The following is a 26,613-nucleotide window of genomic DNA, read 5'->3' on the forward strand; positions in this document are numbered from 1 at the left end:
GCCACGCTAACCCCTGACGTCCGCGTCAAAGGCAACACCGCACGTCACGACGATGGCCCGGACGGGAAACCCGCCCGGGCCACGCCGATCGGGTCAGGTGCAGACGAACCGCATGTTGTCGACGTTGTTCTGCGCGGCCGCCGGCAGGTTTCCCCACGCGTTCTCGTCGGCGGTGAACACGACCTTCGCGCCGTCCTTCAACTCCCAGGTCCCGCTGGTCATGTTGTTGATCGAGCCCATCCGGTTTCTGATGCCGGCACCCAACTCGAAGAGCTGTCCGCACGGGATGGTCCCGGAGATGTCGAAAAGCAGCGTTGCCGGATTGGGACCGGTCTGGTCCCAGGCACAGAAATGATAGAGCTGGCAGGGGTAACCCGGCCGTGACGCGGCCGTGACGCTGGCCGAGGCGGCGGTCGGCACCGCCAGCGCCACCCCGGCAACGGCGGCCAGCACGGCCAGCCATCGTTTGTTCGGCATCCAGTTCTTCCCTTCGTACGCGCGGCGACCGCGGCCGCCGCGAACGGAATCGTCGTTGTCACCGCCGTGACAACCGCCGTCGACGCTGTCAGCGACCTGCTTCACCGCCGTCCCGGCGCGGTGTCAGATCTGCTTCAGGGGAGCGCGAGCGGCGCCATTTAGCGGTCAAGTGGTCAGGTTGTCAACCACCGGACGGAAAACTTCGGGGTCGCACATCGCCGTTTCCGGCCAGGAGTAAGCTGCCGGCCACGTGCGGTACGTCGGATGCGGGTAGGTATATTGGCTGCCTTGGAGGGGTTTCACGGAAGTCAGCTGACTGCTACGTCCACCCCGTTGTCCAGTTCTGGCCGTGCCGGCGCATCTCATGGAGCGCGATGAGTAAGCAGCGTGTTGATCTCCCGCGACGTACCAAGACCAGGAAGCGGCGCAGCCCGTCGATCAAGTGGCGCATCCGCCGGATGGTGCTGGTGCCGAGCGTGCTGCTGGCGCTGATCGTGCTGGTCGGCGGCGGTTTCCTGAGTTTCCAGGGTTTCTACGTCCGGCAGGTCGCGGTCAGCGTGCGGCAGGTCTCCATCCCGGCGGTCGACGGCCTGACCTCGATCGAGAAGGAGCGCCGGCTCAGCATGGCGCTGCTCACCGAGCCGTCGCAGAGCCGCCAGCAGCTCGACGCGCAACGCCAGGTCAGCGACCAGCGGCTCGACCTGATGAGGTCGCGCGCGACGGCCGCGCTGGCGCAGGCGCCGCAGGACATCAAGGACCGGATGGCCGACCTCACCGTCTACCTGGACCGGCTGGCCGGCGTACGCAACCAGGTCAACGCCGGCACGATCAGCGCGGCCGGGGTGTTCGCCTTCTACAACGACCTGCTGGACGCGGCGATCCGGCTGTTCAACACGCAGGCCCGCACGGTGCCGGACGTGACCGCGACGCAGGGCGGCATCGCCGCGACCAACCTGTTCCGGCTCGGTGACCTGATGTCCCGCGCCGGATCGCGCGCGGCCACCGCGTTCGCGGCCGGCAAGTTCGACGCGGCCGACTTCAACTCCTTCGCCCAGCTGGTCGGCGCGTACCACTCCCAGCTCCAGCTCGAGCAGCTCAACGTGGTGCCGGACGTGCAGGCCGGCGTACGCACGCTGGTCGCCAGCGAGGCGTGGAAGAAGCTGGTCACCGCGGAGAACGCGCTGCTGGCGAAGGGCCCGTGGACCGAAGGCGTGCCGTCCGGCCTGCCGGTCGGCGAATCCAGCTGGAACCTGCTGGCCACCACGGTGTCCGACGGCCTGATCGCGCTGGCCAAGCAGCAGGCCGACATCGTGTCACTGGAGGCCCTCAACAGCGGAAACGGACAGCTGCTGTCGGCCGGCCTGGGCAGCCTGCTGGCCCTCGTGCTGGCCATCGCGGTGTTCGTGTGGTCGCTGCGCCAGTCGACCGCGCTGGCGGCCCGGCTCGGCAGCCTGCGTGACCGGTCGCTGGCGCTGGTCGGCGGCCTGCCGGACGTGCTGCGGCGGGTACGCGAGAACGAGTCCAGGGACACCAGGCCGGAGATGCTCGGCCTGACCGGTTTCGGCGAGGACGAGATCGGCCAGGTGGCCGACGCGATCGGCCAGGCGCAGGTCGCGGCGGTCGGCGCGGCGGTACGCGAGGCGGACGGCCGCGAGGGCACGCAGAAGCTGCTGGTCGGCATCGCGCGGCGGCTGCAGGGACCGCAGCGGCAGCTGCTCGACCAGCTCAAGGCGTTGCAAAACGAGGAAAAGGACCCCGACCGGCTGCAGCAGCTGTACGCGCTGGACCACCTGGCCGCGATGCTGCAGCGCAACGTGGAAAACCTGGTCATCCTCGGCGGCGAGCGGCCGGGCCGGCGGTGGCGCGACCCGGTGCCGTTGCGCAACGTCGTACGCGCCGCTGCCGGCGAGACCAAGCACTTCAAGCGGGTCAAGGTGGAGGTGGTGCCGGACGCGCTCGACCTCAACCAGAACGCCGTCGCCGAGGTCATCCACATGATCGCGGACCTGCTCGACAATGCCCTGCAGTTCTCCTCGCCGGGCACCATCGTGCAGGTGCGCAGCTTCCGGGTCGACCAGGGTGTGGTCGTCGAGATCGAGGACCAGGGCTTCGGCATGTCGCCGCAGGACCTGGCCAGGTTCAACAAGCTGCTCGGCGAGCCGCCGACGTTCAGCGTGCGCGACCTCGGCGACGCCTCGCAGCTCGGCTTCTGGGTCATCGCCAGCCTGGCCGGTGCGCTGGACGGGCGCGTACACCTGCGCGACTCGCCATACGGCGGCGTACGCGCGATCGTCCTGCTGCCGCGCGAGCTGTTCGTGGAGACCTCCGAACGTGCCGCGCCACCGGAGCTGCCGGCGGCCCGCCGCCAAGACGAGCCGGCCGAACTGCCGGGAGAGGTGCCGGCGCCGGTGCAGGCGTGGCCGGACGCCGACGGAGTCTCCGAGCCAAACGCGCCGATGCCGGGTCTGCCGCTGCCGAAGCGGCTCGGCGAGACCGCGCCGGACAACTCGGATCCGCGCTACGCGGCGCCGTTGGTGATGACGCAGTCGGCCATGTCCGGCCGCCACGCCGCGAACAGCGCGCAGCGTCCCTCGCCGCGACCGGTGGTCACGCCGTTGGCGCCGGAGCAGCGGCCGGCCATGCCGAGGCTGCCGGTGCGTGAGCGCGGCCAGAGCCTCGCGCCGGAGCTGCGCGACGGACCGCCGGCGGACGCCGGGCCGGAGTCGGACGGTTGGTCGGAGGCCGACACCAGGTCGTCGGAGGACATCCGGCGGTCGCTGTCGAGCCTGCAGGAGGGCACTCGCAAGGGCCGCGAGTCATGAACACCGCAGACAGGGAAGCCCGCATGAACACGAACAAGTCCACCAACGTGGATTGGATGCTCGATGATCTCGTCGGTGCGACCGGAGCGAAATACGCCGTCGTCCTGTCCACCGACGGCCTGGTGATCCAGAAGTCGGCCAACATCAGCAAGGACGAGGCCGACGCGCTGGCCGCGCTGGCGTCGTCGCTGTCCAGTGTCACCTCCGCGGTCAGCGACCGGTTCAGCGGCGGTCCAGTGCGCCAGACCTTCGTCGAGATGGCGCAGCAATATCTGGTCGTCACGGCGGCCGGTGCCAACGCGCGGCTCGCGGTGATCGCCGACGGCGAGGTCGACCTCGGGCTGGTCGGATACGAGATGAACCGGTTGGTGAAGAAGGTCGGCCAGCACCTCTCCACCGCGGTACGCAATCCGGCGGCGGTCGGCATGGACGGCGGCATGAGGTCCTAGGTCGATGGCCGACGAGGAGTGGTACTACGCCGACGACTCCGACGGCACAGACGGCACGGTCCGGCCGTACGCGCTGACCGGCGGACGTGCGAAACCAACTCACGACCTGGACGTGTCGACCCAGGTGATCGTCACCCGGATCGACGTCGACCGCACTCGGCTCGAGCCGGAGCAGATCAAGATCGTCGACCTGTGCCGGCAGTGGCAGTCGGTGGCCGAGATCGCCGCCAAGGTGCGGCTGCCGATGCTGGCCGTACGCGTGATGCTGAGCGACCTGCTCGACCGCGGCATCGTGGTGACCGGCGCCCGGATGCGGGACACCGGACCGGAGCGGAAAGTGCTGCTGCAAATTCTCGACGGACTGCGCGCACTGTGACTCAGGAGGACATAGGTGGCGGCTGAAACACCGGAACCGCAGTCGGTCAAGATCGTGGTGGCCGGCGGCTTCGGCACCGGCAAGACGACGCTGGTCGGCTCGGTCAGCGAGATCCAGCCGCTGAAGACCGAGGAGATCCTCACCGAGGCCAGCCTCGGCGTCGACGACCTGAAAGGCGTCGAGGCCAAGCGGAGCACGACCGTGACGCTGGACTTCGGCCGTATCACGATCAATCCGCGTACGCCGATGAGCCCGACCATCGTGCTCTACCTGTTTGGCACGCCGGGCCAGGAACGTTTCTGGTTCATGTGGGACGAGCTGTCCCGCGGTGCGGTCGGCGCGGTCGTCCTGGTCGACACCAGGCGGCTGCACATCAGTTTCTCCGCGGTCGACTATTTCGAGCAGCGGCAGATTCCGTTCATCGTGGCGGTCAACCGCTTCGAGGGCGACCAGACGGCGTATCCGGTCGAGCAGATCCGCGAGGCGCTGACGCTCGGTCCGGCGGTGCCGATCGTGATGTGCGACGCGCGTGACCGGGCCTCCAGCCTGGCCGCGCTGATCGAGCTGGTGCGGCACGCGCTGGCCACCGCGTCGGTTGCGACCGGCTGACTTTCGGAGGGTTGGCAGTCATGAGTGTGCGTCGTGCGGTCGTCATTGGCGCGAGCGTGGCCGGCCTGTTGGCGGCTCGCGCGCTGAGCGAGACGTTTTCCGAGGTGGTCGTGCTGGAGCGGCACGACCTGCCGGCCGAGCCGAAGCCGCGCCGAGGCGTGCCGCAAAGCAACCAGCTGCATGTGCTGCTCTCTCGCGGCGCCACCATCCTGGACGGCTTTTTTCCTGGATTCACCGACGAGCTGGTCGCCTCCGGCGCATTGCGCAACGACCCGCAGGTGGATTCCACGTACTATCTGGACGGCCACCCGGTCGCCTCCAGGCCGTCCGGTCTGACGTTGATCGGCGTCAGCCGCGCGCTGCTGGAGTTTCACCTGCGCCGGCGGGTGGAGGCGGCGCCCAATGTGGTGATCCGCCAGGCGACGGCGACCGGTCTGCAGACCGACCAGGACCGGACGGCGGCGACCGGGGTGTTCGTCGACTCGGGTGCCGCGCTTGACGCCGATCTCGTCGTGGACGCCTCCGGTCGCGGTTCGCAGGCGGTGAAATGGTTGACCGGCCTCGGATTCCCGGCTCCGGACAGCACCGAGATCACCGTCAACGTCGTCTACGTGACGCGGCACTATCAATGGGAGGCGCACCACCTCGGTGGCCGCAACGGCCTGCTTTGCGTGCCGTATCCGGGAAAGCCGCGCGGCGCCGGCGTCGTACGCGTCGAGGACAACCGGTGGGAGCTGGTGCTTTTCGGCCTGTTCGGCCACAATCCGACGACCGACGAGCAGGAGATGCGGGCCTTCGCGAGGTCGCTGCCGGTGCCGCAGGTGGCGCGGCTGATGGCCGAGGCGACCCCGCTGGACGACGCCGTGCTGATGCGATATCCGTCCAGCGTACGCCGGCATTTCGAGCGGCAGCGCCGTCATCTGGAGGGTTTCGTGGTGACCGGCGACGCCAACTGCAGCTTCAATCCGACCTATGGCCAGGGAATGACCTGCGGCGCGATCGAGGCGCTGATCCTGCGCGATCTCGCCCGCGCCGGGACGGCCGGCCTGCCGGCACGTTTTTATCCGCAGGCCGCGAAAGCGATCGATCCCGCGTGGGATCTCGCGGTCGGCGGCGACCGGCGTTTTCCCGAGGTGGAAGGACAACGCAGCTACGCCGACAGGATGCTCAACCGCTATCTCGACCGCTATCGGCTGGCCAGCAGCGTCGATCCGGCGCTCGGCCGGACCTTTCTGGAGGTGGCCAACATGGAGAAACCGGCCACCGCGATGGTGTCGCCCGGTCATCTCCTCAAGGTGTGGCGCGCGGCCAGGTCGATGACCCGCGTCGCGGCCGCGGACGCCGGTGGCAGCCAGACCAGCTGAAGGTCTGGCGCCGGTGGCCGCTCTGTCAGCGACAGCGTCACGCCGGCGGAGGGTGGGTTGTCGCCGAGCGTACGCGGCACGATGGTGACCGTGCGGCCGTCGAGCAGGTCGTCGGTGTGTCGCCAGCCGCCGATCTGGCTGTTCTGAACGTCGTCGACTATCCCTGCCACGACTCGTAAAACCGCGTCGCGATAGGCCGGCTGGTGGTGGTCGGAGAGCAACAGCCGGCTGCCGCGCAGGTCGCCAACGGACACCTCGGAACGGCCGGCGAGCGGATGCGTACGGCCGACGACGGCGACGAACGGCTCGCGGCTGACCGTCAGCCGCCGGAAGTCGTCGTCTTCCGGGATGCTGCGGGAAAGCGCCAGATCGAAGCGGCCGTCGCGCAGGCCGCCCGCGAGGTCGGCGGACTCCTCGCTGCTTTCCACGCGTATCGACTGCGCAGCCGTGACGGCGAGCAGCCGCGGCAGCACGTCGTACGCGGCGCTGACGACGTAGCCGAGCCGGACGGTTGCCGCGGTGGCGGTCGTACGGGCGACCGCCCGGTCGACGTCGTCGAGGATTTTCCTTGCGGAGTCGACGAAAGTGGTGCCGGCGGCGGTGAGCCGGGTGGGCCGGCGCTCGAAGAGCCGTACGCCGAGCTCACGCTCCAATTCGGCGATCTGCCGGCTGAGTGGTGGCTGGGCCATGTGCAGCCGGGCCGCCGCTCGCTGGAAGCTGCCTTCCTCGGCGATCGCGACCACGTAACGCATCAACCGGATGTCGACCGACATACCCGCAGGGTAACTCATCTTCCCACATCGGTATTGGGCATCGGCCGCCGCGCGGGCAAGACTTTCCGGTGACGGAAAGACAACTCGAGATGGGATTTCATGACCCGCGTTCTTCCCGCTGTCAACCCGGTGAGCGTCGGCTTCGGCCGGCGGTTCGTCGTCGCCATCTGCACCGGATCGGTGCTCAATCCGATCAATTCCTCGATCATCGCGGTCGCGCTCGTGGCCATCGGACAGGCCTTCGGCGTCGGCGCCGACCGTACGGCGTGGCTGGTTTCCGCGCTGTATCTGGCAACCGCCGTCGGCCAGCCGACGATGGGCAAGCTCGCCGACCGCGTCGGCCCGCGCCGCGTCTACCTGGCGGGGTTGGCGCTGGTCGCCGCCGGTGGCCTGATCGGCTTTCTGGCCAACGCCTTCGGCTGGGTCGTCCTTGCGCGAGTGATCATCGGCCTGGGGACGTCGGCGGCGTATCCGGTGGCCATCACGATGGTGCGCCAGCAGTCTGAGCGGCTGCACCAGTCGGCGCCGGGCGGCGTGCTCGGTGCGCTGGCCGTCGCCGGTCAGGTGACGATGGCTGTCGGACCGCCACTCGGCGGCCTGCTCATCGCGGCCGGTGGCTGGCGGTCGATCTTCCTGGTGAACATTCCGCTGGCACTGATCGGCGCTGCGCTGGCGTTGCTTTGGCTGCCTACGGACGAAAAACCTACCGTTGAGTCGTCTGCCGGAGCGCTGCACTTCGTGACCGGACTCACCCGCATGCTCGTCGGGAATCGTGCGCTGGTCGCGACGTATCTGCGTTACGCGCTGACTTTCCTTGTCACGTACAGCTTTGTCTACGGATGGACGCAGTGGTTGGAACAGTCGGCAGGCCTGAGCGCGTCAGCCGCAGGTCTGGTCCTCATGCCGTCTTTCGTTGTCGCAGCAGTGGTTTCGGCGATCGTCTCGCGTCACCGCGCGATCTGGTTGCCGCTGCTGATCGGCGCCGTGCTTCTCACCGTCGGCTCGGCGGCGCTGCTGATGCTCACCACCTCCACACCGGTGTGGGTTTTCGTTGTCATCAGTGTCATCTTCGGCGTACAGAACGCGATGATGGTGGTCGCCAACCAGGCTGCCATGTATGCTCAGGCGCCGGCCGCCGACACCGGCACGGCCGCCGGTTTGCTGCGTACGTTCATGTATCTGGGCGCGATCGGCGCGGCGAGCCTGATCAGCGTCACCTATCGCGACAGGGCCACCGACGCCAGCCTGCACAGCCTGGCCGTCGTACTCGTCGGCGCGAGCATTCTGGTGGTCGTGATGACCGTCTTGAATAGCCGCTCGCGCTAGCTGAGCGTGCTTCCGGCGTCCTGGCCGTACGGTGCCGCCTGCCATTCGGCGAAGCTGACGATATTGCTTTGATCGTATGGCAGGAACCGCCACGGACCGCGATAGGTGTTGGCGCTGAACACGTTTCCCTGGTGGTAGGTGATCGCGTCCTGCACGGTCGTGCCGCGATATGGCGACCAGTCGGGATAAGTGCCGTAGTTGGACATCAGTGCGTTGAAGCCGCAACCGTTGTCTGGCGTGCAGGCAGAGCCGGCATTTGCCGCGGTCAGCTGGAAAAGGTTGTCGTGGACCTTGACGTTCTGCGTCTTCCACCGGCAGTCGCCGAAGTAGGGACTGTTGGCGATGTTGGTGGCGTTGCAGCTGTCCGCGGTCACCACCGACGGGTTGACCAGCGTACATTCTCCGGTGCTGGTGTTGGCCGGCGAACCGCAGAACCGGTCGGCGTTCTCCCACAGCACGACACCGCTCCAGTTGTCGACGAACTGGTTTCCGGAGATGTCGAGGGTGGTGTTGTAGGCAGTGTCGACGCGGCTGTCGGCACCGGACTCGGACACGTACAAGGCGGCGGTTGGAAATCCGGGGTTGCGCGGGCCGCTGACCAATGCGTTGCGGATCAGTGTGTTGTTACGGATCGCCGCGTTGTAGCTGGTCTCGTACATGATGCCGGCGTCGTCGTTGTCGGCGATGTAGTTGCCTTCGATGAGAAAACCGCGGTTGTTGTTGTCGGCCCAGATGCCGACACTTTTGTTGTGGTGGACGTAGTTGTTGGTCACCGTGACATTCGCCGAGCTCCAGAACTTGCCGCCGCCGGTGCAGCCGCAGCCGTCGATCCGGCTCTCCCAGTCGTCGGTGTTGTTGTAGGAGATTTCGTTGTGGTCAAGGACGATGTTGGCCGGACCGGTCGGTGTGTACGCACTGAATCCGTACTGCCCATTGGCGGTCAGGCAGTTGTCGCTCACCTTGTCGCCGGACCCCAGCATCACGCCGGCACCGGCGTTGTCGCGTATCGTGCTGTAGCGGATCGTCCAGCCGCTGGCCGCGTCGTGGTTGACCACGCCTTCGTTGTTGTTTCCGGCCGGCTTGCCAAAATTCTGGATGGTCAGGTATTCGATGACGACATTCGTCGCCTGCTGTGTGAAGGCATACCGGTTGACGTGCTGGCCGTCCAGGACCGCTCCTGGCGCACCGACGAAATGACTGCCGTCGCCGGGGATCACCTGGTCGAACTCGTCGCCGCCGAGCGTGTGGACGCCGCTGGCGAACCAGTACGTTTTGCCTGGCAACCGAAAGTCGACGCCGCTGTTGTCGCCGGCCGGCACCACGACCGCACCATCCGGCGCAGTGGTCGGCCCGCCGCCGAGCACACTGTCGTTGCCGCAGATCTCCGCCGGCGGCGCGGCCGCGTCCGCCGCTGCGACCGTGCCGGGGAGGCTGCTGAGCAGGAGAGCGCAGATAACCGTGACGATGTGCCGGATTGCCATGTCCGCCGCCTTCCGTATCGAGGCGACCGAGACTGTAACGCTAAAGAGGTGTCAGGTGAACGCCTCCGGCCGCACCGGCCACATCCAACCCTGGCCGATGCCGGTCAGCGAGGCGGTTCTGGACGTGGGGCGGCCGTGAACAGGCGCCCCCGGTCCGAGAGTGTCGGGGTCGTGGCGTTGGGTTGGTGGGTGGTCCACTGTTCCGTTCAGTTGGTCGCCGAATACTCACCACCGATGCCGGCGCCGGTGAGGAAGCGCATCAGGAAAAACCACCATGGGCTGAAGGAAAACGCGGTGAGGATGGTGGCCAGCAGGTAAACTGCCAGGGTGAGCAGGAAAAGTTTTTTCCGGCCGATACGATCGGTGAGATAGCCGAAGAAAAGCGCACCGGCCACCGCGCCGACGACATAACATGACGCCGCGAAACCAACTGCCGTCGGCGAGAGCACGAGGCCGGAGTCCGGCTCGGTCAGCCGGTCACCGATCGCACCGACGATCGTCACCTCCAGACCGTCGAGAATCCACACCGTGCCAAGCCCGATGACAACGGTCCAATGCCAACGCGACCACGGCAACCGGTCGAGCCGCGCCGGCACATCGGTCACGATCGTCTGTTGACCAGCCATTCCAGGTGGCTACCCAGTCATCGCACGAAGAAACGTCGGGGTCGTGGTGGCCGGGGGCGAGGGGTGGCGGCTCTGATGGTCAGGGTCTTCATGTTGTTGTGGTTGGGGGCGTGGTCCTCAGGTTGTCGCGTTGGGAGATGGTTGGGTTTTGTGTTTGGTGGGCTGGGAGGTGGTTTGGGTCTTCATGTTTGTCGCGTTGGGGAGGTGGTTACGTCTTCATGTTTGTTGCGTTGGGTGAGTGGTTGGGCCTTCATGTTTGTTGCGTTGGGTGGGTGGTGGTTTTTCGCCTGCCCGGCGGGCGCTCCTGCGCGGAGGGCGACCTCAAGGGAGGGGGCGCGTGGATGCCAATCGGTGTGCATGGGGGTGCGGGCGGCGGTTGTGGGCGGGGCTGGGTTTTCTGGGCTTGCTCGTTCTCCCCGTCGGCGCCCGGAGGGAACCACATTGTCGGAGGGGCCGCCGAGCTTGGGAGGGTGGTTGCGTTTGTTTGGCGGCGGCCCCTCCGACAATGTGGTTGGCTGCGCCCGCCGACGGGGAGAACGAGCAAGCCAGGTCCCGTGTGGGAAGCAACCCGTCGGCATGCACGCCATCACAGCGTCCGTAGTGGTGCTGGTGTGACTGCTGTGGCTGATAATGAAGGTGATGCGGCTCGGCTGCGTAATACTTGTCTAACAAGACATCAAAATAGACATTTGGTGCAGCCGAGTAGCCACAACAGCATTACTAGCCTCAGTAGTCACAGCCGTCACAGCCCCTGGCGGTCGCGCGGGTGTGAAAGCCTTGTTTCTTGCGTCCAGCGCTAGTAACTCGACATTCATGCCATCTGCGACCCTCGCAAGCCGGACATTTAGCGCTCCACATACCTTCTGATCCCACATACTGGACCTTCACGCCATCTACCGGGACGCCGTGGCGATTCGGACTTGCCAGTCGCCCTCAACGCAAAATCGCAGCGCGCGTGTTGGAATGCAATAGCTACCGTCGTTGCGACACCTTGAGCGCGGAATGCGTGGGCACGGGGTGCTTTGCGGGACCAGGCTCCGTCAACACGACTGGACCCGCGGAGATTTGCTTGAGCTGCAGGCGATTCTCTGGCTGAGCGCCGGTACGGTGGCGGTCGCGACGCGCGCACCTGGCTAAATCGTGGCACCTTGCTGCCAGCCGGCGGCGGAGGTGACCGACCGCTGGCAAGTTGGGTCGGCAGCAGGGGAGGTGGCTCGATGTCGAAATCGACGGCGGACCAGGTCCATCGGCTCAACCGCGCGCTGTCCGCGCTGGAGAGCGAAGCCGAGTCGGCCAGCGGACTGGTGACGGCCGTGGTGGGCGTACGGCATGACCTGCGGTCGCTTCGGATCGATCCACACGTATTCCGCGTACGCGACGCCGACGCCCTGGTGGCCGACGTGCTGGAGGCCGTACGCGCCGGATGCGCCGACGTCGACCGCGAGGCTCGTGCGCTGGCCGAGAAGGCCGGCTTGGTCGGACGCGACGACCGCGAAGTCGACCTGGCGTACGACCCGCTGCTGCGCGAACTCGATGAGCTGCTCGGCGAGAGGTGGTGACGGCGGTGAACGGCGCCGACATCGACGCACAGAACACCGGCAAGGCGCTGACCGGTGTGGCCAACGCGGCCAAGGCCGTCCAGCAGGCCTGGAGCGGTGGCCAACAGGCCATCGGTGCGTCCCAGGGACAGGTCGGCAAGGGGCCGATGGGACAGGCGTTCATGAGCGTCTACACGCCGGCCGTGCAGGAGGCCGGCGCCGTCGAACAGGCGATGACCGCCGGCGCCGGCCAGCTGGTCAGTGCCGGCAATGACGCGATCACGCAGTACATCCAGACCGACGCGCAGCTACGTACGACCTTCGACGGACTGCGCCAGGGCGGGGTGAACTGATGGGGATGGCGCCGCCGCAGGGTCCGCTCTGGGACGCGATCGTGCGTGAGGGCGGCGGCGTCGAGGCCGTGTGGCCGGCCGACGACGAGGACGCGGTGAACGGCCTGGCCAAGCAGTGGGAGCAGGTGGCCGACCAGGCCGGCGAAGGCGGCTTCCAGGCGGCGCACGCGGCCTCCGGCATCGACCAGGCGTGGCGGGACGGTGCCGGACGCGCGGCCGTCGAGAAGGTCAACAGCTATCACGAGGCGGTCAAGGCGCTGGCACTGCAGATCAGCCAGCTCAACGTCATGGGCCTGTCGTACGCGCAACACCTGGTCAGCGCGAAGAACCAGGTCAACGCGGTCGTCGCGAGCTATCAGGACATGTACGCGAAGGCCGGCATGATCGCGCCGGGCAGCATCGGCGGCGGCGACGCGCCCGGCGCGCCGGTCAGCGCGGCCGGCGCGCAGGCGCAGGTCGCCATGATCGCGGCGCAGAAGTGCATGAAGGTCATCGACGAAGAGGCCAAGGCGGTGAAGAACACCCTGGCCGCGCAGGACGCCGCGGCGAAGAAGGCGCGCGACGGCGCGATCCGGTCGCTGCCGGGCCTGGCGCAGATGCTCCCCAACATGGTGCGGGACAAGCTGCTCAAGGGGCTGGCGGCGGCGGATCCGGAAGGGGCGGCGACCGCCGCCAAGGCGTTCAAGTGGGCCGGCCGCGGGCTCGGCGTCGCGATGCTGCCGACCTCCATCGCGCTGGACGTGAAGAGCGGCAAGCCGGTGGGCCAGGCGGTCGTCGCCAACACGGCCGGCCTGCTGGCCTCGGTCGGCGCCGGCGCGGCGGTCGGCACGGTGATCGGCGGACCGGTCGGCACGATCGTCGGCGCCGGTGTCGGGTTGGTCGCCGGAGCCTTCACCTCCGGCGCGGTGAACTCGCTGTTCGAACACGGCGCCACGCACATCGGTACGGCACTGGAGGATGGTGCGACCAGCGTCGGCGACACGTTCGGCGGCTTCGGTGGCAGCGGGACGGGAGAGCGGAATGTCGCCCACTGACGAGGACGCCCTGCCGGACCTGGTCTACCTGCCGTGCAAGGAGCACGTCGCCGAGGTCGCCGACGCGCGGCCACTGCTGCACCGGCTGCCGGACGGCGAGTTGCTGCTGCCGGCGTACTCGACCGCGGACCGGCTGTACGCCGCCTGGGGTGACGGCCATCCGTGGCTCGCGTTGCCGAGCGCCGGCCTGGAAGCGCTGCACGACAGCCAGCACTTCGACGTGGTCGCGCTCGACCTTCCGCCAGCCGAGGAGGCCGACGATGCTCGATGATCCGCACCGCGTCGCACGGCTGCGCCGGCTGGCCGAGAACGTACGTGCGATCCGCGACGGCGTCGACCGCGTCGAGACCGTCGCGGACTCGCCGGACGGCCGGATCCGCGCACGTGTCGGCGGTCGCGGCGACCTGATCGGCCTGGAGGTCGACGACCGGGTCTTCCGGCAGCCGGACTCGGCCAGGCTGGCCGCCGAGATCGCCGCGACCGTACGCACCGCGCAGCAGGCCGCCGACCGCGAGATCGCCAGGATCTGCACCGAAACCTTCCCTTCCCACTGAGCTACGTACACCCAGGTCAGCGCCTCGCGGCTGAGGCGTACGGTGTCGGTGGCCGGCGCAGTGCGGGGAAACACGGTCCAGATGCGCGGAGTTGTCGGTGCGTCCGGCTACCCTCGTGGGTGCTGGCCCGCTGCCTCGCGACTGTTCGCCGCCGGCCGGCCAGCCGCCGCTACACACCTGTTGACCTGGGAGAACGACCCTGTGACTGCCGCCGCCGAGATCCTCTATGGGGCCGATGACCTGACCCATCTGGAAGGTCTGGAAGCGGTCCGCAAGCGACCCGGCATGTACATCGGGTCCACCGACAGCCGCGGCATCAACCACCTTTTCACCGAGATCGTGGACAACTCGACCGACGAGGGGGTCGCCGGCCACGCCACCAAGGTGGTCGTCACGTTGCACGCCGACGGCAGTGTGCAGGTCGACGACGACGGCCGCGGCATCCCGACCGGCGTGCACGCCAAGTCCGGTCTGTCCGGTGTCGAGCTGGTGCTGACCCGGTTGCACGCCGGCGGCAAGTTCGGCGGCGCCGCTTACAAGACCTCAGGCGGCCTGCACGGCGTCGGCGCGTCCGCGGTCAACGCACTCTCGCACCGCTTCGACATCACGGTGCGGCAGGCGGGCAAGGTGCACCAGATGTCGTTCAAGCACGGCGCGCCGGGCAGCTTCGACGGGCCGGGACCCAAGGCCAAGTTCACCGCGAAGTCCGGCCTGAGCGTGGTCGGCCGGATGAAGCGCGGCGAGTCCACCGGCACCTCCATCCGCTACTGGTACGACGCGCGCTACTTCGAGGCCGGCGCCGCGCTGGACGTCGAGGCCGTGCGGATGAAGCTGCGCAACACCGCCTTCCTGGTGCCAGGTGTGTCGTACGTGCTGCGCGACGCCACCGGCGGCAGCATCTCCGAGGAGACCTTCCACTTCCCCAACGGCCTGTCCGACATGGTGGAGTTTCTGTCTCCTGCCGGGGAAAAGCCGGTGTCCGGCACGCTGGTCATCAAGGGCGAGGGGACATACAAGGAAAACGCCGCCGACGCGAGTGGCGTGATGCAGTCCAATGTGGAGCGTCACGCCGAGGTCGAGGTGGCGCTGCGCTGGGGGACCGGCTACGAGCGTACGGTCGAGTGCTTCACCAACACGATCCGCAACATGCACGGCGGCACGCACCGCAAGGGCTTCGACCGCGCCGCGGTGCGGGCGATCCAGGACGCCATCTCCAAGACCCGCGGCCTGCTCAAGCCCAAAGAGGACATGCCGACGCTGGACGACGTGCTGGAGGGCATGACCGCGGTCATCCACGTCCGGATCCCGGAGCCGCAGTTCACCTCGCAGACCAAGGACGAGCTGTCCACCGCCGGCATCACCAAGGTCGTCCAGGGCGTGGTGGAGACCCACATCAAGGCCTGGACCGAGGCGCGCAAGACCAAGTCCGAAGCCAAAATCGTCCTGCAGAAGGTGGTCGACGCCTCGCGCGTACGGCTGGTGCAGAAGCAGCAGAAGGACGCGGCGCGGCGCAAGACCGCGCTGGAAGGCGCGTCGATGCCGCCGAAGCTGGTCGACTGCCGCACCACCGGCATCTCCCGCAGCGAGCTGTTCCTGGTCGAGGGTGACAGCGCGATGGGATCGGCCAAGATGGCCCGGGTTTCCGAATATCAGGCGCTTCTGCCGCTGCGCGGCAAGATTTTGAACGTACAGAAGGCAAGTCTTGGCGACACCCTGAAAAACGTCGAGATCGCCTCGATCGTGCAGGTGCTCGGCGCCGGCAGCGGCCGCACGTTCGACCTGTCGACCATGCGTTACGGCCGGGTGATCCTGATGGCCGACGCCGATGTCGACGGCTCGCACATCCGTACGCTGTTGATCACGCTTTTCGCCCGCTACATGCGGCCGGTGATCGAGGACGGCCGGCTGTTCGCCGCGATGCCGCCGCTGCACAAGATCACCACCAAGGGCCGCAACGCCGAGACGTTCTTCACCTTCACCCAGCGCGAGATGGAGCAGAAGGTCGCGCAGCTGGAAAAGGCCGGCAAACAGGTCGTCACGCCGATCCCGCGGTTCAAGGGCCTCGGCGAGATGGACGCCGAGGAGCTGTGGGAGACCACGATGAACCCGGCCACCCGGTCCGTACGTCGGATCACGCTCGACGACGTGGAGGCCGCCGACAACGCGCTCGAGCTGCTGATGGGGGAAAAGGTCGAGCCGCGCCGGGTGTGGCTGGTCGAGTCGTCCGCGCGGGTCGACCGCGAAGCCATCGACATCTGAGTTTTGCGTACAAAAGAGGGGTGTAGGACATAATGGCTCGCCGTAAGGCGCCGACCACCAAGGTGGACCCGGCCGCGTTCGACAGCGCCGGCGCGAACGTCTACGAGAATCCGGTGAAGACCGAGATCGAGGACTCCTACCTGGAGTACGCGTACTCGGTCATCCACTCGCGCGCGCTGCCGGACGCCCGCGACGGTCTCAAGCCGGTGCACCGCCGGATTTTGTTCTCCATGAACGAAAACGGCTATCGGCCGAGCCACGCGTACGTGAAGTGCTCGCGGGTCGTCGGTGACGTGATGGGCAAATACCATCCGCACGGCGACCTGGCGATCTACGACGCGCTCGTACGCCTGGCGCAGGACTTTTCCTTGAACGTCCCGCTCATCGACGGCCACGGAAACTTCGGGTCGCCAGACGACGGCCCGGCCGCCTCGCGTTACACCGAGAGCCGGCTGTCGGCCGAGGCGATGTTGCTGGTCGGTGAGCTCGGCGAGGAGACCGTCGACACTTACCCCAACTACGACGGCTCGCTCATGCAGCCGATGGTGTTGCCGGCAGCCTATCCAAACCTGCTGGTCAACGGCTCGTCCGGGATCGCGGTCGGGATGGCGACCAACATGATCCCGCACAACATGGGTGAGGTGATCGCGGCCGCGCGGTGGCTGATCACCCATCCGACCGCCACGCTCGACAAGCTGATGGAGTTCGTACCGGGTCCCGACCTGCCGACCGGCGGGATTTTGCTCGGCCTGGACGAGGTCCGCAAGGCATACGAGACGGGCCGTGGTGTCGTACGGATGCGTGCGCGCGTGCAGACCGGTCCGCTGGAAGGCAGCCGCGGCCGGCAGGCGATCACCGTGACGGAGCTGCCGTACGGTGTCGGGCCGGAGAAGATCATCGAGCGGATCACCGACGAGGTCACCAAATCCAAGCGGCTGACCGGCATCGCCGACGTCAAGGACCTCACCGACCGGGAAAACGGCACGCGGCTGGTGATCGAGTGCAAGGCCGGCATCAACCCGCAGGCTCTGCTCGCCGACCTTTACCGCCTGACGCCGATGGAGCAGTCGTTCGGCATCAACAACCTGGTACTGGTCGACGGACAGCCGCAGACGCTCGGTCTCAAACCGCTGCTGGAGGTCTTCCTCAACCACCGCTACGAGGTGGTGACCAGGCGTACGGCCTATCGCAAGCGCAAGCGCGAGGAGCGGCTGCATCTGGTCGAGGGCCTGCTCAAGGCGCTGCTGGACATCGACAAGGTCATCCGGCTGATCCGCAACAGCGACAACGCGCAGGCCGCCAAGGAAGGCCTGATGAAGCAGTTCAGGCTGTCCGAGATCCAGGCGACGTACATCCTGGACACGCCGCTGCGCCGGCTGACCAAGTACGACAAGCTGGAGCTGGAGGCCGAGCAGGACAAGCTGCACGAGGAGATCGCCGAGCTGACCCAGATCCTGGAGGACGACTCGGTCCTGAAGAAGCTGGTGTCCAGCGAGCTGGCCAAGGTCGCCAAGGACTTCCCGACCGAGCGGCGGACCACCCTGATGGACGGCGACCTCAAGGAGGTGCTGGCCGCGTCCAAGCCGGCCGGTCCGCTGGAGATCGCCGACGACCCGTGCCAGGTGATCCTGTCCGCGACCGGGCTGCTGGCGCGTACGGCCGCCGAGTCCGAGGAGGTCGCCGAGGCCAAGCGGCGCAGCGGCCGCACCAAACACGACGCGGTCGCCGCGGTCGTCCATTCCACCGCTCGCGGACAGATCCTGATCGTCACCAGCCGCGGCCGCGCGTTCAAGACCGACGTGTTGCCGCTGCCGGTGCTGCCGGAGCAGGACGGTGTCGTATCACTTCGCGGCGGCATGCCGGTGCGCGAGCTGATCAGCCTGGAGAAGGGCGAAAACGTCGTCGGCATCGCGCCGTTGGCTGAGGACAACGGAAACTCGCCCGGTCTGGCGATGGGCACGCGGCACGGCGTGGTCAAGGTGTGCGCTCCGGACTGGCCGGTGCGCTCCGACGAGTTCGAGGTGATCGGCCTCAAGGACGGCGACGAGGTGGTCGGCGCGACCTGGCTGACCGACGGCGACGAGACGCTCGCCTTCCTGGCCAGCGACGCGTCGCTGCTGCGCTATGCCGCCTCGCTCGTACGCCCACAGGGACTCAAAGGCGGCGGCATGGCCGGCATCAACCTGGCCGCCGGCGCGCACGTGGTCTTCTTCGGCGCCCTGCGCACCGACGACACCGAGCACGGCGAGCCGATGGTCATCACCGCCACCGGCACCAGCGTCAAGGTGACCCCTTTCGCCGAGTATCCGGCAAAAGGCCGCGCCACTGGTGGCGTACGCTCGCACCGGTTCCTGAAAGGCGAGCACGGCCTGGTGGTCGGCTGGATCGGTCCGCGCCCGGCCGGCTCCAGCCTCAAGGGCGACCCGATCGAGCTGCCCGAGCCCAACCCCCGCCGCGACGGCTCCGGCTCCTGGCACCCCGGCCCCGAGGTCGTCGGCCACCTCATCGAACGCGGCTAGCCCGGGCCACCCGCCGCCGGAGCCTAAATGTCCTAGTTTCATGTCTTGTTAAGCAAGTATTAACGCACTGAGTCGCAGCACCCGCATTGTCAGCCACACCAGTAACACCCACCCTGGCAGCCGCTCAATGTTCGCAAGGCCCCCATGCGTGCGTCAGACGCACGTAAGGAGGCCCTGCTACCAACACACAAACCGTCAAGACGGATATGTAGCGCTACAGGAAGATCGTTTGGCGTCCAGACCGACGGGTTGCTTCCCATCCGTGACCGAGCAAGCCCGGAAAACCCAGCCCCGCACGAAACCGCCGCCCGCACCCCCATGCACACAGATTGGCGTTCGCGCGCCCCCTCCCTTGAGGTCGCTCGCCGCGTAGGCGCGCCCGCCGCGCAGGCGAAAAACCAACCACCCACACACGCAACAACCAGAAAACCCAACCACCCCCCAACGCACCAAACAGAAACCCGCCACCCACCCACCCAACGCAACATCCAGAACCCCGCAACCACCTAACGCAACAAAGGAACATCCCAACCCGATCGCCAGCGGTCTCCTGCTGCTCGCGGCCGGCCAGGGCGGTGTCGCGTTTCGGCGTGGAAACGCTTTTCGTCGTCCTCGTCGTCTTCCTGCTGTCGATGAGGCTGGGGATCAGCCTGGTCATGCCGGCCGCGACCGATCTGGTGGTCGGCTCGGCGCCACGGCAGCTGCCCGGAGCAGACGGTGTTGATGCTGTCCGGGACGCTCGGCGCGGCGGTTTCCGGCTCGGTGATCGCGGCCAGCGCGCCGGGTTTCGCCGGCCAGGCGGTCGCGACCGGCGTACGCGTCGGCTTCGTCGCCGGATTCGCGCACGCCGCCGTCCTCGGGGCCGCGATCAGCACGGTCGCCGCGCTGGTCGTCGCGGCGACCATCCGCCGCGTCAGCTGAACGGGTCCAGCGTGACCGACGCCTGTTGCGGATTTCCGTCGTGCACCAATGATTCGAAGTTTCCGACATCGTCGAAGGCGAAACCGTACGCCTTGCCGTCGACCATCTGCGCGTGGATGAGCCTGGCGTAGTGGTTGGTCAGTGACTCCTGATAGAAGTCGGCCGGGTTGGTGTCCGGCTGGTTGGCGTTGGCCAGCAGCGTCGACCGGTTGAAACCGGCGCACAGCGTACGCGAGATCGGTCCGCGCACCTGGTCGTTTGGCGCGTCCAACAGCTTGTAGCAGCCGAAAACGCTGTCCGAGTCGGGTTTCTGGAAGCTGGTGACGACCGCCCCGGAGCTGTTGGTGAAGTTCATGATATTGCCGGAAACTTTGCCGAAATAGCGCGTGTTCGGCTGATCCGCGAACGGGGTCACGGTCAGCGTCGACGTGCTGTATTTGGTCCAGACGCGGTTGATGTAGTCGTCCAGATAGCCGTTGGAGATCGCGCCGGTCTCGATGCCGTGTCCTGGCGACAGAGCGCGGATGACGTTGCCGCCGGAGTCGGTCTGGATCAGGTTTCCCCAGCCGCCTGCCTGGTTGCGCAGGCCGGACAGCACGGCGTTGTATCCGCCGGATCTCAGGTGTCCGGTGGTTTTCGTGGAGCCGTCGGCGAGCCGCACCCCGACCGCGTACGGCGCGGAGAACATGTCGACCTGCGTGCTGTTGATGTAGAGACCGGAGTCGTCGAGCGTGTATTCCGACCAGTTGAACAGGATGTCGTGGTTGGGGTCGCTCGGGTTCTGCACCGCCGGCTGCACGAGGCCGCCGGTCGCCAACTGGAAGACGAGCTTGCGGCCGTACGAGAAATACAACCGGCCGGAAAACTTGGGGATCTGGATGGTGACCGACTGGCCGTTGGCAGGTCCGGGGATCGATGCGTCCGGAGCCGGCACCGGCGGCGCGCCGCCGGGCGGCCAGGCGTGGAAGTTGCCGCCCGCGTCGGCCCAGCCCTGTTGGCCGGTGGCGAGGAATGTGCCGAGATCGTAAAGGAAAACCGGATCCGACCGGCCGGAGTTGTTGGTGATCGTCAGCGGGATCGTGGCCGGGACGGCGCTGGCGGCCGCGGCCGGTGCCAAGCCGATCGCCAGCGCCATCGCGCAGGCGGCGGCCAGCAGCTTACGTCTGTCCATCACGACCTCCGGTGCAGGGGAGGGAAGCTGGCAACGTTCCCGGGAACGTACCCGGTGGGACATCTCGTGTCAATGCTTGAGTAAAGCCGTGAAAAAGGGTGCCGCGAAAACTCCTGGCGGTCCGGCCGTACGGCTGGCAAACTCGTGATCATGTTCGCGACGGTCGTCACCGGTGTGCCGGCAGGCGTCAGCCTGTCTGGTGCGGTCGAGGCTGCGCGGGTTCAAGGACAGGCCGCAGTCGACGCGTTGTTGGACGGCGCTCGAATCTGACCCTCCTCCGTCGCGGAGGACCACCGGAGGAGGGTCGTCTCCGGCAGATTTCCTTTGTCTGCAACGGTTCTGGACATCGTCTCGGATGGCAACCGGGCGTGTCCTCGTTTCCTCGCCACCAGCAGCGGCCGGCAGCCAACCGGTCGCCAGTTTTCGAGGACGTCATGAGCAAGCAGCAGTTCGTACGGACCAAACCACATCTGAACATCGGCACCATGGGACACGTCGACCACGGCAAGACCACGCTGACGGCGGCGATCACCAAGGTGCTCTCCGAGCAGGACGGCTCGACGACGAAGTTCGTCGCCTTCGACGGGATCGACCGGGCGCCGGAGGAGCTGGCGCGCGGCATCACGATCACCATCGCGCACGTCGAGTACGAGACGCCGACGCGGCATTACGCGCACGTCGACATGCCCGGCCACGCCGACTACGTGAAGAACATGATCACCGGCGCGGCTCAGCTGGACGGCGCGATCCTGGTCGTCTCGGCGCAGGAGGGCAGCATGCCGCAGACCCGCGAGCATGTCGTGCTGGCCCGCCGGATCGGCGTGCCGCACCTGGTCGTCGCGCTCAACAAGGCCGACGCGGTCGACGACCCGGAGCTGCTCGATCTGGTCGAGCTGGAGGTGCGCGACCTGCTCAGCGCGTACGGTTTCGCCGGCGACGAGGTGCCGGTCGTACGCGTGTCGGGCCTGCGCGCGCTGGAGGGCGACCCGGTGTGGACCCGGAGCATCGTGGAACTGCTGGAGGCCGTCGACACGTACGTGCCGGAGCCGCCGCGCCGGCTCGACGAGCCGTTCCTGATGCCGATCGAGAACGTCCTGACGATCACCGGTCGCGGCACGGTCGTGACCGGCGCGGTCGAGCGCGGCGAGCTGCGCATCGGTCAGCCGGTCGAGGTCGTCGGGTTGGGAGAGACGGTGGCCACCGTGGTCGCCGGCATGGAGACCTTCGGCAAGTCGCTGGAGCAGGTCCAGGCCGGTGACAACGCGGCGCTGCTGCTGCGCGGTGTCAAGCGTGATCAGGTGCGCCGCGGTCAGGTCGTCGCGCTGCCTGGCAGCGTACGGCCGCACCAGCGCTTCCGCGCGCAGCTGTACGCGCTGTCGGCGGCCGAGGGTGGGCGGCGCAAGCCGTTCTTCTCCGGCTATCAGCCGCAGTTCCACTTCCGGACCGGTGACGTGTCCGGGGTCATGGACTTCGACGGGATGGTGCTGCCCGGCGACTCGGCGCGGGTCGTGGTCGAGTTGGTGCAGCCGGTCGCGCTCGACGAGCGGTTGGGCTTCGCGGTCCGGGAAGGCGGACTGACGGTGGCCGCGGGTACGGTCGAGGCTGTGCTCGACTGACCCAGGCGGCGGTTGCGATCGGATGCCGATTGCGACCGCCGCCGCCCTGTTTGGAGGAACGCCATGAACACCGCGGAGCTGCTGCTCGACGCGTTCGGACGCGTGCATGAGGCCGTACACCGCTCGGTCGACGGCCTGAAGCCGGCCGACCTGCACCACCGCATCGACCCTGACGCCAACTCGATCGCCTGGCTGGTGTGGCACCTCACGCGCGTGCAGGACGACCATGTCAGCGAGGTCGCCGGCGTCGAGCAGGTGTGGACGGCGAAAGGCTGGAAGGACCGGTTCGGCCTGCCGTTCGACGCGGCCGAGACCGGCTATGGCCACGGGTCGGCCGACGTGGCGGCGGTGACGGTCAGCTCCGGCGACCTGCTGACCGGCTATTACGACGCCGTACACGAGCAGACGACCCGCTATGTCGGCGGCCTGACCGATGCCGACCTCGACCGCGTCGTGGACACCAACTGGGACCCGCCGGTGACCCTCGGCGTACGGCTGGTCAGCGTCTTCGAGGATGACATCGAACACGCCGGCCAGGCCGCCTTCCTGCGCGGAGTCCTCGGCCGCACGGGCGGTTGACGACCGGCGCGGTTCTGTCGGACGCTCTTCGTACGGTGTGAGTGATCGCGCCGATTGGAGCAGACTGATGACGATGACGGATATCGAGATGGACCCTTTCACTATCGACGGGCACACCGCGGCCGATCTGTCCAACGAGCCTGAGGACGGGCTTGGCCGTGAGCTGCACGACGGGGTGATCTACGTGGTTCCACCTCGCTCCCCACACGCACCAGTGGACTGAAGACGTGGTCGGCGACGCTCTCAAGGCGCGTCGGCCGGGCGATGTCTACGTCTTGCATGGAGTTGCCGTCCGCGATGAGACCGACTTCCATGACAATGGTTACGACGCGACCGGCGTGCTGCTCGCGGTGGAGGTCGCGTCGCGGTCGTCGGTCACCATGGACCGCACGGCCAAGCCCGCCATTTACGCCGAGTGCGGCATCCAGTGGTATTGGCGGGTCGACCGCGACTACACCGTGCACTGCTTCCGCCTTGAGGACGGCGCGTACGTCCCGATCGCCAAGGCCGGCCGCGGCGAGCGGATCGAGCTCGACGAGCCGTGGCCGGTCAGCTTCGCGGCCGACGACCTGGTGCTGCCTCGGCTGAGGTGAGCCGCGCCGCGGTCAGGCGGCGTCGTGGAAGACCAGGCCGAGTGTGTGCCGGATGCCGGAGCGTACGACGCTGACGCCGTGCCGCACCGGCCCGGTCGACCAGCCGCGCGCCGAGGCCACCGGCCGGTCGCGGGTGGTGAAGATCAGCGCGTGGCCCTGCCGCAACACCGTGGCGGTGGCGCGCGACTGCGCCCGCGGTCGTTGCTCCACCAGCAAAAACTCGCCGCCGGTGTGGTCGATGCCGGGGCGGTCCAGGCCGATCACCACCTGCAGCGGGAAAACCAGGTCGCCGTAGAGGTCGCGGTGCAGCGCGTTCCAGTCGTTTTTCTTGTAACGCAACAGGATCGGCGTCGACTTGGACTGGCCGGCGGCGTGGCACATCTCCAGCCACTTGGTCAGGTCGTCCGGCCACGGCGCCGGCTTGCCGAGCTTTTCGGCCCAGTCGCGGGCGATCGGCAGCAGGTGCGGATAGAAAGCCTGCCGCAGCTCGGACACCAGGTCGGGCAGCGGATAGTCGAAATATCGGTACTGGCCGGCGCCGAACCGATAGCGTTCCATGTCGATCGTCGACCGGAACAACGCGGGCTTGTCATACAGAGCCGAAATACGCGCGCACTGCGCGCCGGTCAGCACCTGGCCGACCGGCGCACAACCATACGCGTCCAGCTCCTCGACGATGCCGTCCCAGTCGGCCTTGTCGATACGCTGAACCACGCTCATGACAGCTCCAGCTGCGGCTGCAGCACGCCTTCGTGGGTCAACAGGAACTCCTTGCGGTCCAGCCCGCCGGCATATCCGGTGAGTGACCCGTCCGCACCGATGACCCGGTGACATGGGCGTACGACCAGCAGCGGATTGGCACCGATCGCCGCCGCCACCGCGCGGACCCGCTCGCGTGGCAGCCCAAGCCGGTCGGTCAGGTCGCCGTAGGAAATCGTTTTGCCGTAAGGAATCCTGTCGATCTCGTCCCACACGCGCCGCTGGAAGTCGGTGCCGGCGGTGGCCAGCTCCAGCTCGAAAACCGTACGTGTGCCGGCGAAATACTCCGCGAGCTGCTGCTTTTCCTTGTCGAAGGCGGCCAACTGCCAGTCGGGGTCGACTGTGCCGGACATCGACACCGACGCCAGCTTGCCATCGACCGCGGTGAGCACCAGCTCGCCGACCGGGCTGTCGATCCTCGTGTACGTAATCATGTTTCTATTCTGGGACGCGAGGTCAGCAATGGCTGGCGGAAATCGGACCTAGGCCTGAGGGTTCGGCTCCGGTGCCTTGTCGGCGTCCTCCAAGCGTACGCCGGCTTCTGGTACGACCCCGAAATGCACCAGCTGACGCTTGGTCAGCAGGTCGGTGAACCAGGTCGTGCCGACCCGCAACCGGTTCGCCGGCAGCGCGAGCAGGTGATAGCCGCGCGCCACGACCTTGGCCGGAAAACCGCTCAGCGGAATGTGCAGCGGATCGGCGACCGCCTGCATTCCGGCCAGGTCCACGACGAAGCCGAGGTCGTCGTGCCGATAGGCCTTGCGTTTTCCGAAACCGAGGTCGGCGGCGATGTTCTTCGCCAACGCCACGCCTTGTCGCTGTGCGTGTTGCGCGGTCATCGCGCAGATCTCGCCCGGCCGGGTCAGGTCCGGCACGGCGGCGACATCGCCGGCGGAGTAGACGCCGGGACAGTCCGGCACGGCCATGAACTCGTCGGTGTTCAGCCGGCCTTTCGTGGTCGGCAGGCCGAGCGGCTCGACCAGCGGATCCGGCCGTACGCCGACGCACCAGGCGACCGTACGCGTCGCGATTTCGCTGCCATCGGTGAGTTTCACGCTCGTCGGTGTGACTTTTTCGACGCTGGTCTCCAGGCGTACGTCGATGCCGCGTTTCTCCAGCACCTTCCGGGCCGGACCGGACAGCCGCTCGGACAGGTTGGGCAGCACGCGCGGGGCCAGATCGACCAGGATCCAGCGCAGTTTGCCGGTGTTCATGCGCCGCGACCGGACCGCCTCGACGCTCAGCGCGTGACCCTGCGCGGCCAGCTCGGTGCCGGTGTAGCCGGCGCCGACCACCACGAACGTCATCCGTTCCTGGCGCTCCTGCTCGGAGTCGGCCTGCTCGGCATACTCCAGCTGGCGCAGGATGTGGTCGCGCAGATAGATCGCCTCGGCGATCGACTTGAAACCCTTCGCGTATTCGGCGACGCCGGGGATCGACAGCAGCCGCGTGACGCTGCCGGAGGTGATCGCCAGCCGGTCGTAGTCGATGTCCCGCGCCCGGCCTTCGTCGTCGACGACCCTGACCTTCTTGCCGGCCAGGTCGACGCCGGTCACGGTGGCCAGGACCATTTTTGTCTTGCGCAGCTTGGGTCCGAGCGGCACGGCCACCTGCCGCGGGTCCAGCGTGGCGCCGGCCACCTCCGGCAGCAGCGGGATGTAGAGCATGTAGTCGTTGGGGTTGATCAGCACCAGCTCGACCTCGCCGGTCGGCACCAGGCGTTCGAGCGTACGCAGGCAGTGGAAGCCGGCGAACCCGGCGCCGATCACCACGACACGCTGTCGGCTGGCTGTCATGTCGGATCGCCCTTCCGTGGAGATTCCCATTCAATTGCCTGCTGGACCGGCCCGCAAACCCGACGCGATGCACCTGACCTGACTCCATCGACTCGTTGACGTGTCAGATGTGGCGGCCTGGTCGGGGTCGGGTGGGGTTTGGTGCGCTGGCTGGAAGGACATCGCCCGGTCGCTGCGCCACCGGACGATGACCCGGATGGGCAGCTCTGGGAGCCGGGTAGGCCAGCCGGGGGACCCAGCCGTCGGGCGTCCAGTGGCGCGGAACCAGTCACCAACCCAGAGGCTCAAACTCAAGACTGGCGCACGTGGAAGATCAGGCCGTACGGATCTCGGAGGACCGCGGCGTCGGAGCCGTCGCCGATCGGCAGCGGCGTACAGCCGAGAGCGCGCAGGCGGCCGATCGGATCTGCGTCTCGAGCGGTGAACTCCTGGACGGCGAATCCACCAGGCTCGCCGGCGTGCAGCCAGATGGTGAAGCCGGCTCCGGTGAGCCGAGCCGACTGCTCGCTCGCCTCGGACAGGTCCATGTCGAAGGCGTGCCGGTAGTAGTCGATCGCGGCGGGCAGTTGCGCCGGCGGCACGACGACGATGGTGACGGAGGAGCGTTCCACGACTGTC

26 protein-coding genes and 1 pseudogene are annotated in these 26,613 nt (G+C 67.5%); 18 read left to right on the forward strand and 9 right to left on the reverse strand.

What is annotated here, in order from left to right; all coding sequences use genetic code 11:
- Nucleotides 1-93: 93 nt before the first annotated feature.
- Nucleotides 94-582: a hypothetical protein gene (locus tag GNX95_RS23755; RefSeq protein ID WP_163509586.1), complete on the reverse strand. Its 489-nt coding sequence runs from the start codon at nt 580-582 to the stop codon at nt 94-96.
- 269 nt (nt 583-851) lie between these two features.
- On the opposite strand from GNX95_RS23755, the gene GNX95_RS23760 reads away from it, so the two are divergent.
- From GNX95_RS23760 to GNX95_RS23780, 5 genes are read left to right on the forward strand one after another with little or no spacing between them, the layout of a single operon-like run.
- Nucleotides 852-3,299 (forward strand): sensor histidine kinase, encoded by a 2,448-nt coding sequence (locus GNX95_RS23760; protein WP_163509587.1) that lies wholly within the window; start codon nt 852-854, stop codon nt 3,297-3,299.
- 23 nt (nt 3,300-3,322) lie between these two features.
- Complete coding sequence (locus GNX95_RS23765; RefSeq protein WP_163509588.1) at nt 3,323-3,748, forward strand: roadblock/LC7 domain-containing protein; 426 nt, start codon at nt 3,323-3,325, stop codon at nt 3,746-3,748.
- A 4-nt stretch (nt 3,749-3,752) separates the two neighbouring features.
- Nucleotides 3,753-4,124, forward strand: coding sequence for a DUF742 domain-containing protein (locus GNX95_RS23770; protein WP_163509589.1), 372 nt, complete (start codon nt 3,753-3,755; stop codon nt 4,122-4,124).
- A gap of 15 nt (nt 4,125-4,139) precedes the next feature.
- Nucleotides 4,140-4,733, forward strand: coding sequence for a GTP-binding protein (locus GNX95_RS23775; RefSeq protein WP_222853842.1), 594 nt, complete (start codon nt 4,140-4,142; stop codon nt 4,731-4,733).
- Between the two features lie 20 nt (nt 4,734-4,753).
- Entirely contained in the window at nt 4,754-6,097 is a 1,344-nt protein-coding gene (locus GNX95_RS23780) for an FAD-dependent oxidoreductase (RefSeq protein WP_163509590.1), read from the forward strand.
- Here the strand turns inward: GNX95_RS23780 and GNX95_RS23785 are convergent.
- Nucleotides 6,016-6,870 (reverse strand): LysR family transcriptional regulator, encoded by an 855-nt coding sequence (locus GNX95_RS23785; protein ID WP_163509591.1) that lies wholly within the window; start codon nt 6,868-6,870, stop codon nt 6,016-6,018. The two genes, GNX95_RS23780 and GNX95_RS23785, sit on opposite strands and share 82 nt — an antisense overlap.
- Before the next feature lie 99 nt (nt 6,871-6,969).
- On the opposite strand from GNX95_RS23785, the gene GNX95_RS23790 reads away from it, so the two are divergent.
- A complete protein-coding gene (locus tag GNX95_RS23790) occupies nt 6,970-8,196 on the forward strand; it encodes an MFS transporter (RefSeq protein ID WP_163509592.1) in 1,227 nt (408 codons plus the stop codon).
- On the opposite strand, the gene GNX95_RS23795 is transcribed toward GNX95_RS23790, so the two are convergent.
- Entirely contained in the window at nt 8,193-9,677 is a 1,485-nt protein-coding gene (locus tag GNX95_RS23795) for a right-handed parallel beta-helix repeat-containing protein (RefSeq protein ID WP_163509593.1), read from the reverse strand. The two genes, GNX95_RS23790 and GNX95_RS23795, sit on opposite strands and share 4 nt — an antisense overlap.
- Nucleotides 9,678-9,886: 209 nt before the next feature.
- A pseudogene (locus GNX95_RS23800) lies at nt 9,887-10,303 on the reverse strand (MFS transporter); the annotation flags it as partial.
- A 1,217-nt stretch (nt 10,304-11,520) separates the two neighbouring features.
- On the opposite strand from GNX95_RS23800, the gene GNX95_RS23805 reads away from it, so the two are divergent.
- The 8 genes from GNX95_RS23805 (at nt 11,521) to GNX95_RS23840 (ending at nt 19,481) form a co-directional block, all read left to right on the forward strand.
- Nucleotides 11,521-11,862, forward strand: a complete 342-nt coding sequence (locus tag GNX95_RS23805; RefSeq protein WP_163509594.1) for a YbaB/EbfC family nucleoid-associated protein — start codon at nt 11,521-11,523, stop codon at nt 11,860-11,862.
- A gap of 5 nt (nt 11,863-11,867) precedes the next feature.
- On the forward strand, nt 11,868-12,194 hold the full coding sequence (locus tag GNX95_RS23810; protein WP_163509595.1) for a hypothetical protein: 327 nt from the start codon (nt 11,868-11,870) through the stop codon (nt 12,192-12,194).
- Nucleotides 12,194-13,228: a WXG100-like domain-containing protein gene (locus GNX95_RS23815; protein WP_163509596.1), complete on the forward strand. Its 1,035-nt coding sequence runs from the start codon at nt 12,194-12,196 to the stop codon at nt 13,226-13,228. The genes GNX95_RS23810 and GNX95_RS23815 overlap by 1 nt, the downstream gene beginning before the upstream one ends.
- On the forward strand, nt 13,215-13,499 hold the full coding sequence (locus tag GNX95_RS23820; protein WP_163509597.1) for an SAV_915 family protein: 285 nt from the start codon (nt 13,215-13,217) through the stop codon (nt 13,497-13,499). Before GNX95_RS23815 ends, GNX95_RS23820 begins: the two co-directional genes overlap by 14 nt.
- A complete protein-coding gene (locus GNX95_RS23825) occupies nt 13,489-13,782 on the forward strand; it encodes a YbaB/EbfC family nucleoid-associated protein (protein WP_163509598.1) in 294 nt (97 codons plus the stop codon). The genes GNX95_RS23820 and GNX95_RS23825 overlap by 11 nt, the downstream gene beginning before the upstream one ends.
- A gap of 201 nt (nt 13,783-13,983) precedes the next feature.
- Nucleotides 13,984-16,041 carry a DNA gyrase/topoisomerase IV subunit B gene (locus GNX95_RS23830; protein ID WP_163509599.1) on the forward strand — a complete coding sequence of 686 codons (2,058 nt, stop codon included), beginning with the start codon at nt 13,984-13,986 and terminating at the stop codon, nt 16,039-16,041.
- Nucleotides 16,042-16,073: 32 nt separating this feature from the next.
- Nucleotides 16,074-18,560: a DNA gyrase/topoisomerase IV subunit A gene (locus GNX95_RS23835; protein ID WP_163509600.1), complete on the forward strand. Its 2,487-nt coding sequence runs from the start codon at nt 16,074-16,076 to the stop codon at nt 18,558-18,560.
- Between the two features lie 717 nt (nt 18,561-19,277).
- Nucleotides 19,278-19,481, forward strand: coding sequence for a hypothetical protein (locus GNX95_RS23840; protein WP_163509601.1), 204 nt, complete (start codon nt 19,278-19,280; stop codon nt 19,479-19,481).
- Here the strand turns inward: GNX95_RS23840 and GNX95_RS23845 are convergent.
- Complete coding sequence (locus GNX95_RS23845; RefSeq protein ID WP_163509602.1) at nt 19,474-20,652, reverse strand: glycoside hydrolase family 64 protein; 1,179 nt, start codon at nt 20,650-20,652, stop codon at nt 19,474-19,476. The two genes, GNX95_RS23840 and GNX95_RS23845, sit on opposite strands and share 8 nt — an antisense overlap.
- 434 nt (nt 20,653-21,086) lie before the next feature.
- Here GNX95_RS23845 and tuf point away from each other — a divergent pair, with 434 nt between their 5' ends.
- The 4 genes from tuf (at nt 21,087) to GNX95_RS23865 (ending at nt 23,440) form a co-directional block, all read left to right on the forward strand.
- Complete coding sequence (tuf, locus tag GNX95_RS23850; RefSeq protein ID WP_163509603.1) at nt 21,087-22,268, forward strand: elongation factor Tu; 1,182 nt, start codon at nt 21,087-21,089, stop codon at nt 22,266-22,268.
- Between the two features lie 63 nt (nt 22,269-22,331).
- Nucleotides 22,332-22,847 (forward strand): mycothiol transferase, encoded by a 516-nt coding sequence (locus GNX95_RS23855; protein WP_163509604.1) that lies wholly within the window; start codon nt 22,332-22,334, stop codon nt 22,845-22,847.
- A gap of 73 nt (nt 22,848-22,920) precedes the next feature.
- The gene (locus GNX95_RS23860) at nt 22,921-23,070 is read left to right on the forward strand and encodes a hypothetical protein (RefSeq protein ID WP_163509605.1); all 150 of its coding nucleotides are present in this window, start codon (nt 22,921-22,923) and stop codon (nt 23,068-23,070) included.
- Nucleotides 23,071-23,074: 4 nt separating this feature from the next.
- Nucleotides 23,075-23,440: a Uma2 family endonuclease gene (locus GNX95_RS23865; protein WP_163509606.1), complete on the forward strand. Its 366-nt coding sequence runs from the start codon at nt 23,075-23,077 to the stop codon at nt 23,438-23,440.
- Between the two features lie 12 nt (nt 23,441-23,452).
- Here GNX95_RS23865 and GNX95_RS23870 read toward each other — a convergent pair whose 3' ends face one another.
- The 4 genes from GNX95_RS23870 to GNX95_RS23885 form a co-directional block, all read right to left on the reverse strand.
- Nucleotides 23,453-24,160, reverse strand: coding sequence for a 2OG-Fe(II) oxygenase (locus tag GNX95_RS23870; RefSeq protein ID WP_163509607.1), 708 nt, complete (start codon nt 24,158-24,160; stop codon nt 23,453-23,455).
- The gene (locus GNX95_RS23875; RefSeq protein ID WP_163509608.1) at nt 24,157-24,633 is read right to left on the reverse strand and encodes a methylated-DNA--[protein]-cysteine S-methyltransferase; all 477 of its coding nucleotides are present in this window, start codon (nt 24,631-24,633) and stop codon (nt 24,157-24,159) included. The genes GNX95_RS23870 and GNX95_RS23875 overlap by 4 nt, the downstream gene beginning before the upstream one ends.
- Before the next feature lie 48 nt (nt 24,634-24,681).
- A complete protein-coding gene (locus tag GNX95_RS23880; RefSeq protein WP_163509609.1) occupies nt 24,682-25,995 on the reverse strand; it encodes an NAD(P)/FAD-dependent oxidoreductase in 1,314 nt (437 codons plus the stop codon).
- 290 nt (nt 25,996-26,285) lie between these two features.
- Nucleotides 26,286-26,606, reverse strand: a complete 321-nt coding sequence (locus GNX95_RS23885) for a VOC family protein (RefSeq protein ID WP_163509610.1) — start codon at nt 26,604-26,606, stop codon at nt 26,286-26,288.
- Between the last annotated feature and the right edge of the window lie 7 nt (nt 26,607-26,613).

The organism is Fodinicola acaciae (assembly GCF_010993745.1).
Lineage (GTDB): Bacteria > Actinomycetota > Actinomycetes > Mycobacteriales > HKI-0501 > Fodinicola > Fodinicola acaciae.

Bases quoted from the DNA above. Each gene is read 5' to 3' on its own strand.
- GNX95_RS23780 (WP_163509590.1), top strand. From the start codon at position 4,754: ATGAGTGTGCGTCGTGCGGTCGTCATTGGCGCGAGCGTGGCCGGCCTG.
- GNX95_RS23795 (WP_163509593.1), bottom strand. From the start codon at position 9,677: ATGGCAATCCGGCACATCGTCACGGTTATCTGCGCTCTCCTGCTCAGC.
- GNX95_RS23785 (WP_163509591.1), bottom strand. From the start codon at position 6,870: ATGTCGGTCGACATCCGGTTGATGCGTTACGTGGTCGCGATCGCCGAG.
- GNX95_RS23770 (WP_163509589.1), top strand. From the start codon at position 3,753: ATGGCCGACGAGGAGTGGTACTACGCCGACGACTCCGACGGCACAGAC.
- GNX95_RS23860 (WP_163509605.1), top strand. From the start codon at position 22,921: ATGACGGATATCGAGATGGACCCTTTCACTATCGACGGGCACACCGCG.
- GNX95_RS23825 (WP_163509598.1), top strand. From the start codon at position 13,489: ATGCTCGATGATCCGCACCGCGTCGCACGGCTGCGCCGGCTGGCCGAG.
- GNX95_RS23805 (WP_163509594.1), top strand. From the start codon at position 11,521: ATGTCGAAATCGACGGCGGACCAGGTCCATCGGCTCAACCGCGCGCTG.
- GNX95_RS23875 (WP_163509608.1), bottom strand. From the start codon at position 24,633: ATGATTACGTACACGAGGATCGACAGCCCGGTCGGCGAGCTGGTGCTC.
- GNX95_RS23855 (WP_163509604.1), top strand. From the start codon at position 22,332: ATGAACACCGCGGAGCTGCTGCTCGACGCGTTCGGACGCGTGCATGAG.
- GNX95_RS23880 (WP_163509609.1), bottom strand. From the start codon at position 25,995: ATGACAGCCAGCCGACAGCGTGTCGTGGTGATCGGCGCCGGGTTCGCC.
- GNX95_RS23790 (WP_163509592.1), top strand. From the start codon at position 6,970: ATGACCCGCGTTCTTCCCGCTGTCAACCCGGTGAGCGTCGGCTTCGGC.
- GNX95_RS23765 (WP_163509588.1), top strand. From the start codon at position 3,323: ATGAACACGAACAAGTCCACCAACGTGGATTGGATGCTCGATGATCTC.
- GNX95_RS23845 (WP_163509602.1), bottom strand. From the start codon at position 20,652: ATGGACAGACGTAAGCTGCTGGCCGCCGCCTGCGCGATGGCGCTGGCG.
- GNX95_RS23870 (WP_163509607.1), bottom strand. From the start codon at position 24,160: ATGAGCGTGGTTCAGCGTATCGACAAGGCCGACTGGGACGGCATCGTC.
- GNX95_RS23760 (WP_163509587.1), top strand. From the start codon at position 852: ATGAGTAAGCAGCGTGTTGATCTCCCGCGACGTACCAAGACCAGGAAG.
- GNX95_RS23820 (WP_163509597.1), top strand. From the start codon at position 13,215: ATGTCGCCCACTGACGAGGACGCCCTGCCGGACCTGGTCTACCTGCCG.
- tuf (WP_163509603.1), top strand. From the start codon at position 21,087: ATGAGCAAGCAGCAGTTCGTACGGACCAAACCACATCTGAACATCGGC.
- GNX95_RS23835 (WP_163509600.1), top strand. From the start codon at position 16,074: ATGGCTCGCCGTAAGGCGCCGACCACCAAGGTGGACCCGGCCGCGTTC.
- GNX95_RS23815 (WP_163509596.1), top strand. From the start codon at position 12,194: ATGGGGATGGCGCCGCCGCAGGGTCCGCTCTGGGACGCGATCGTGCGT.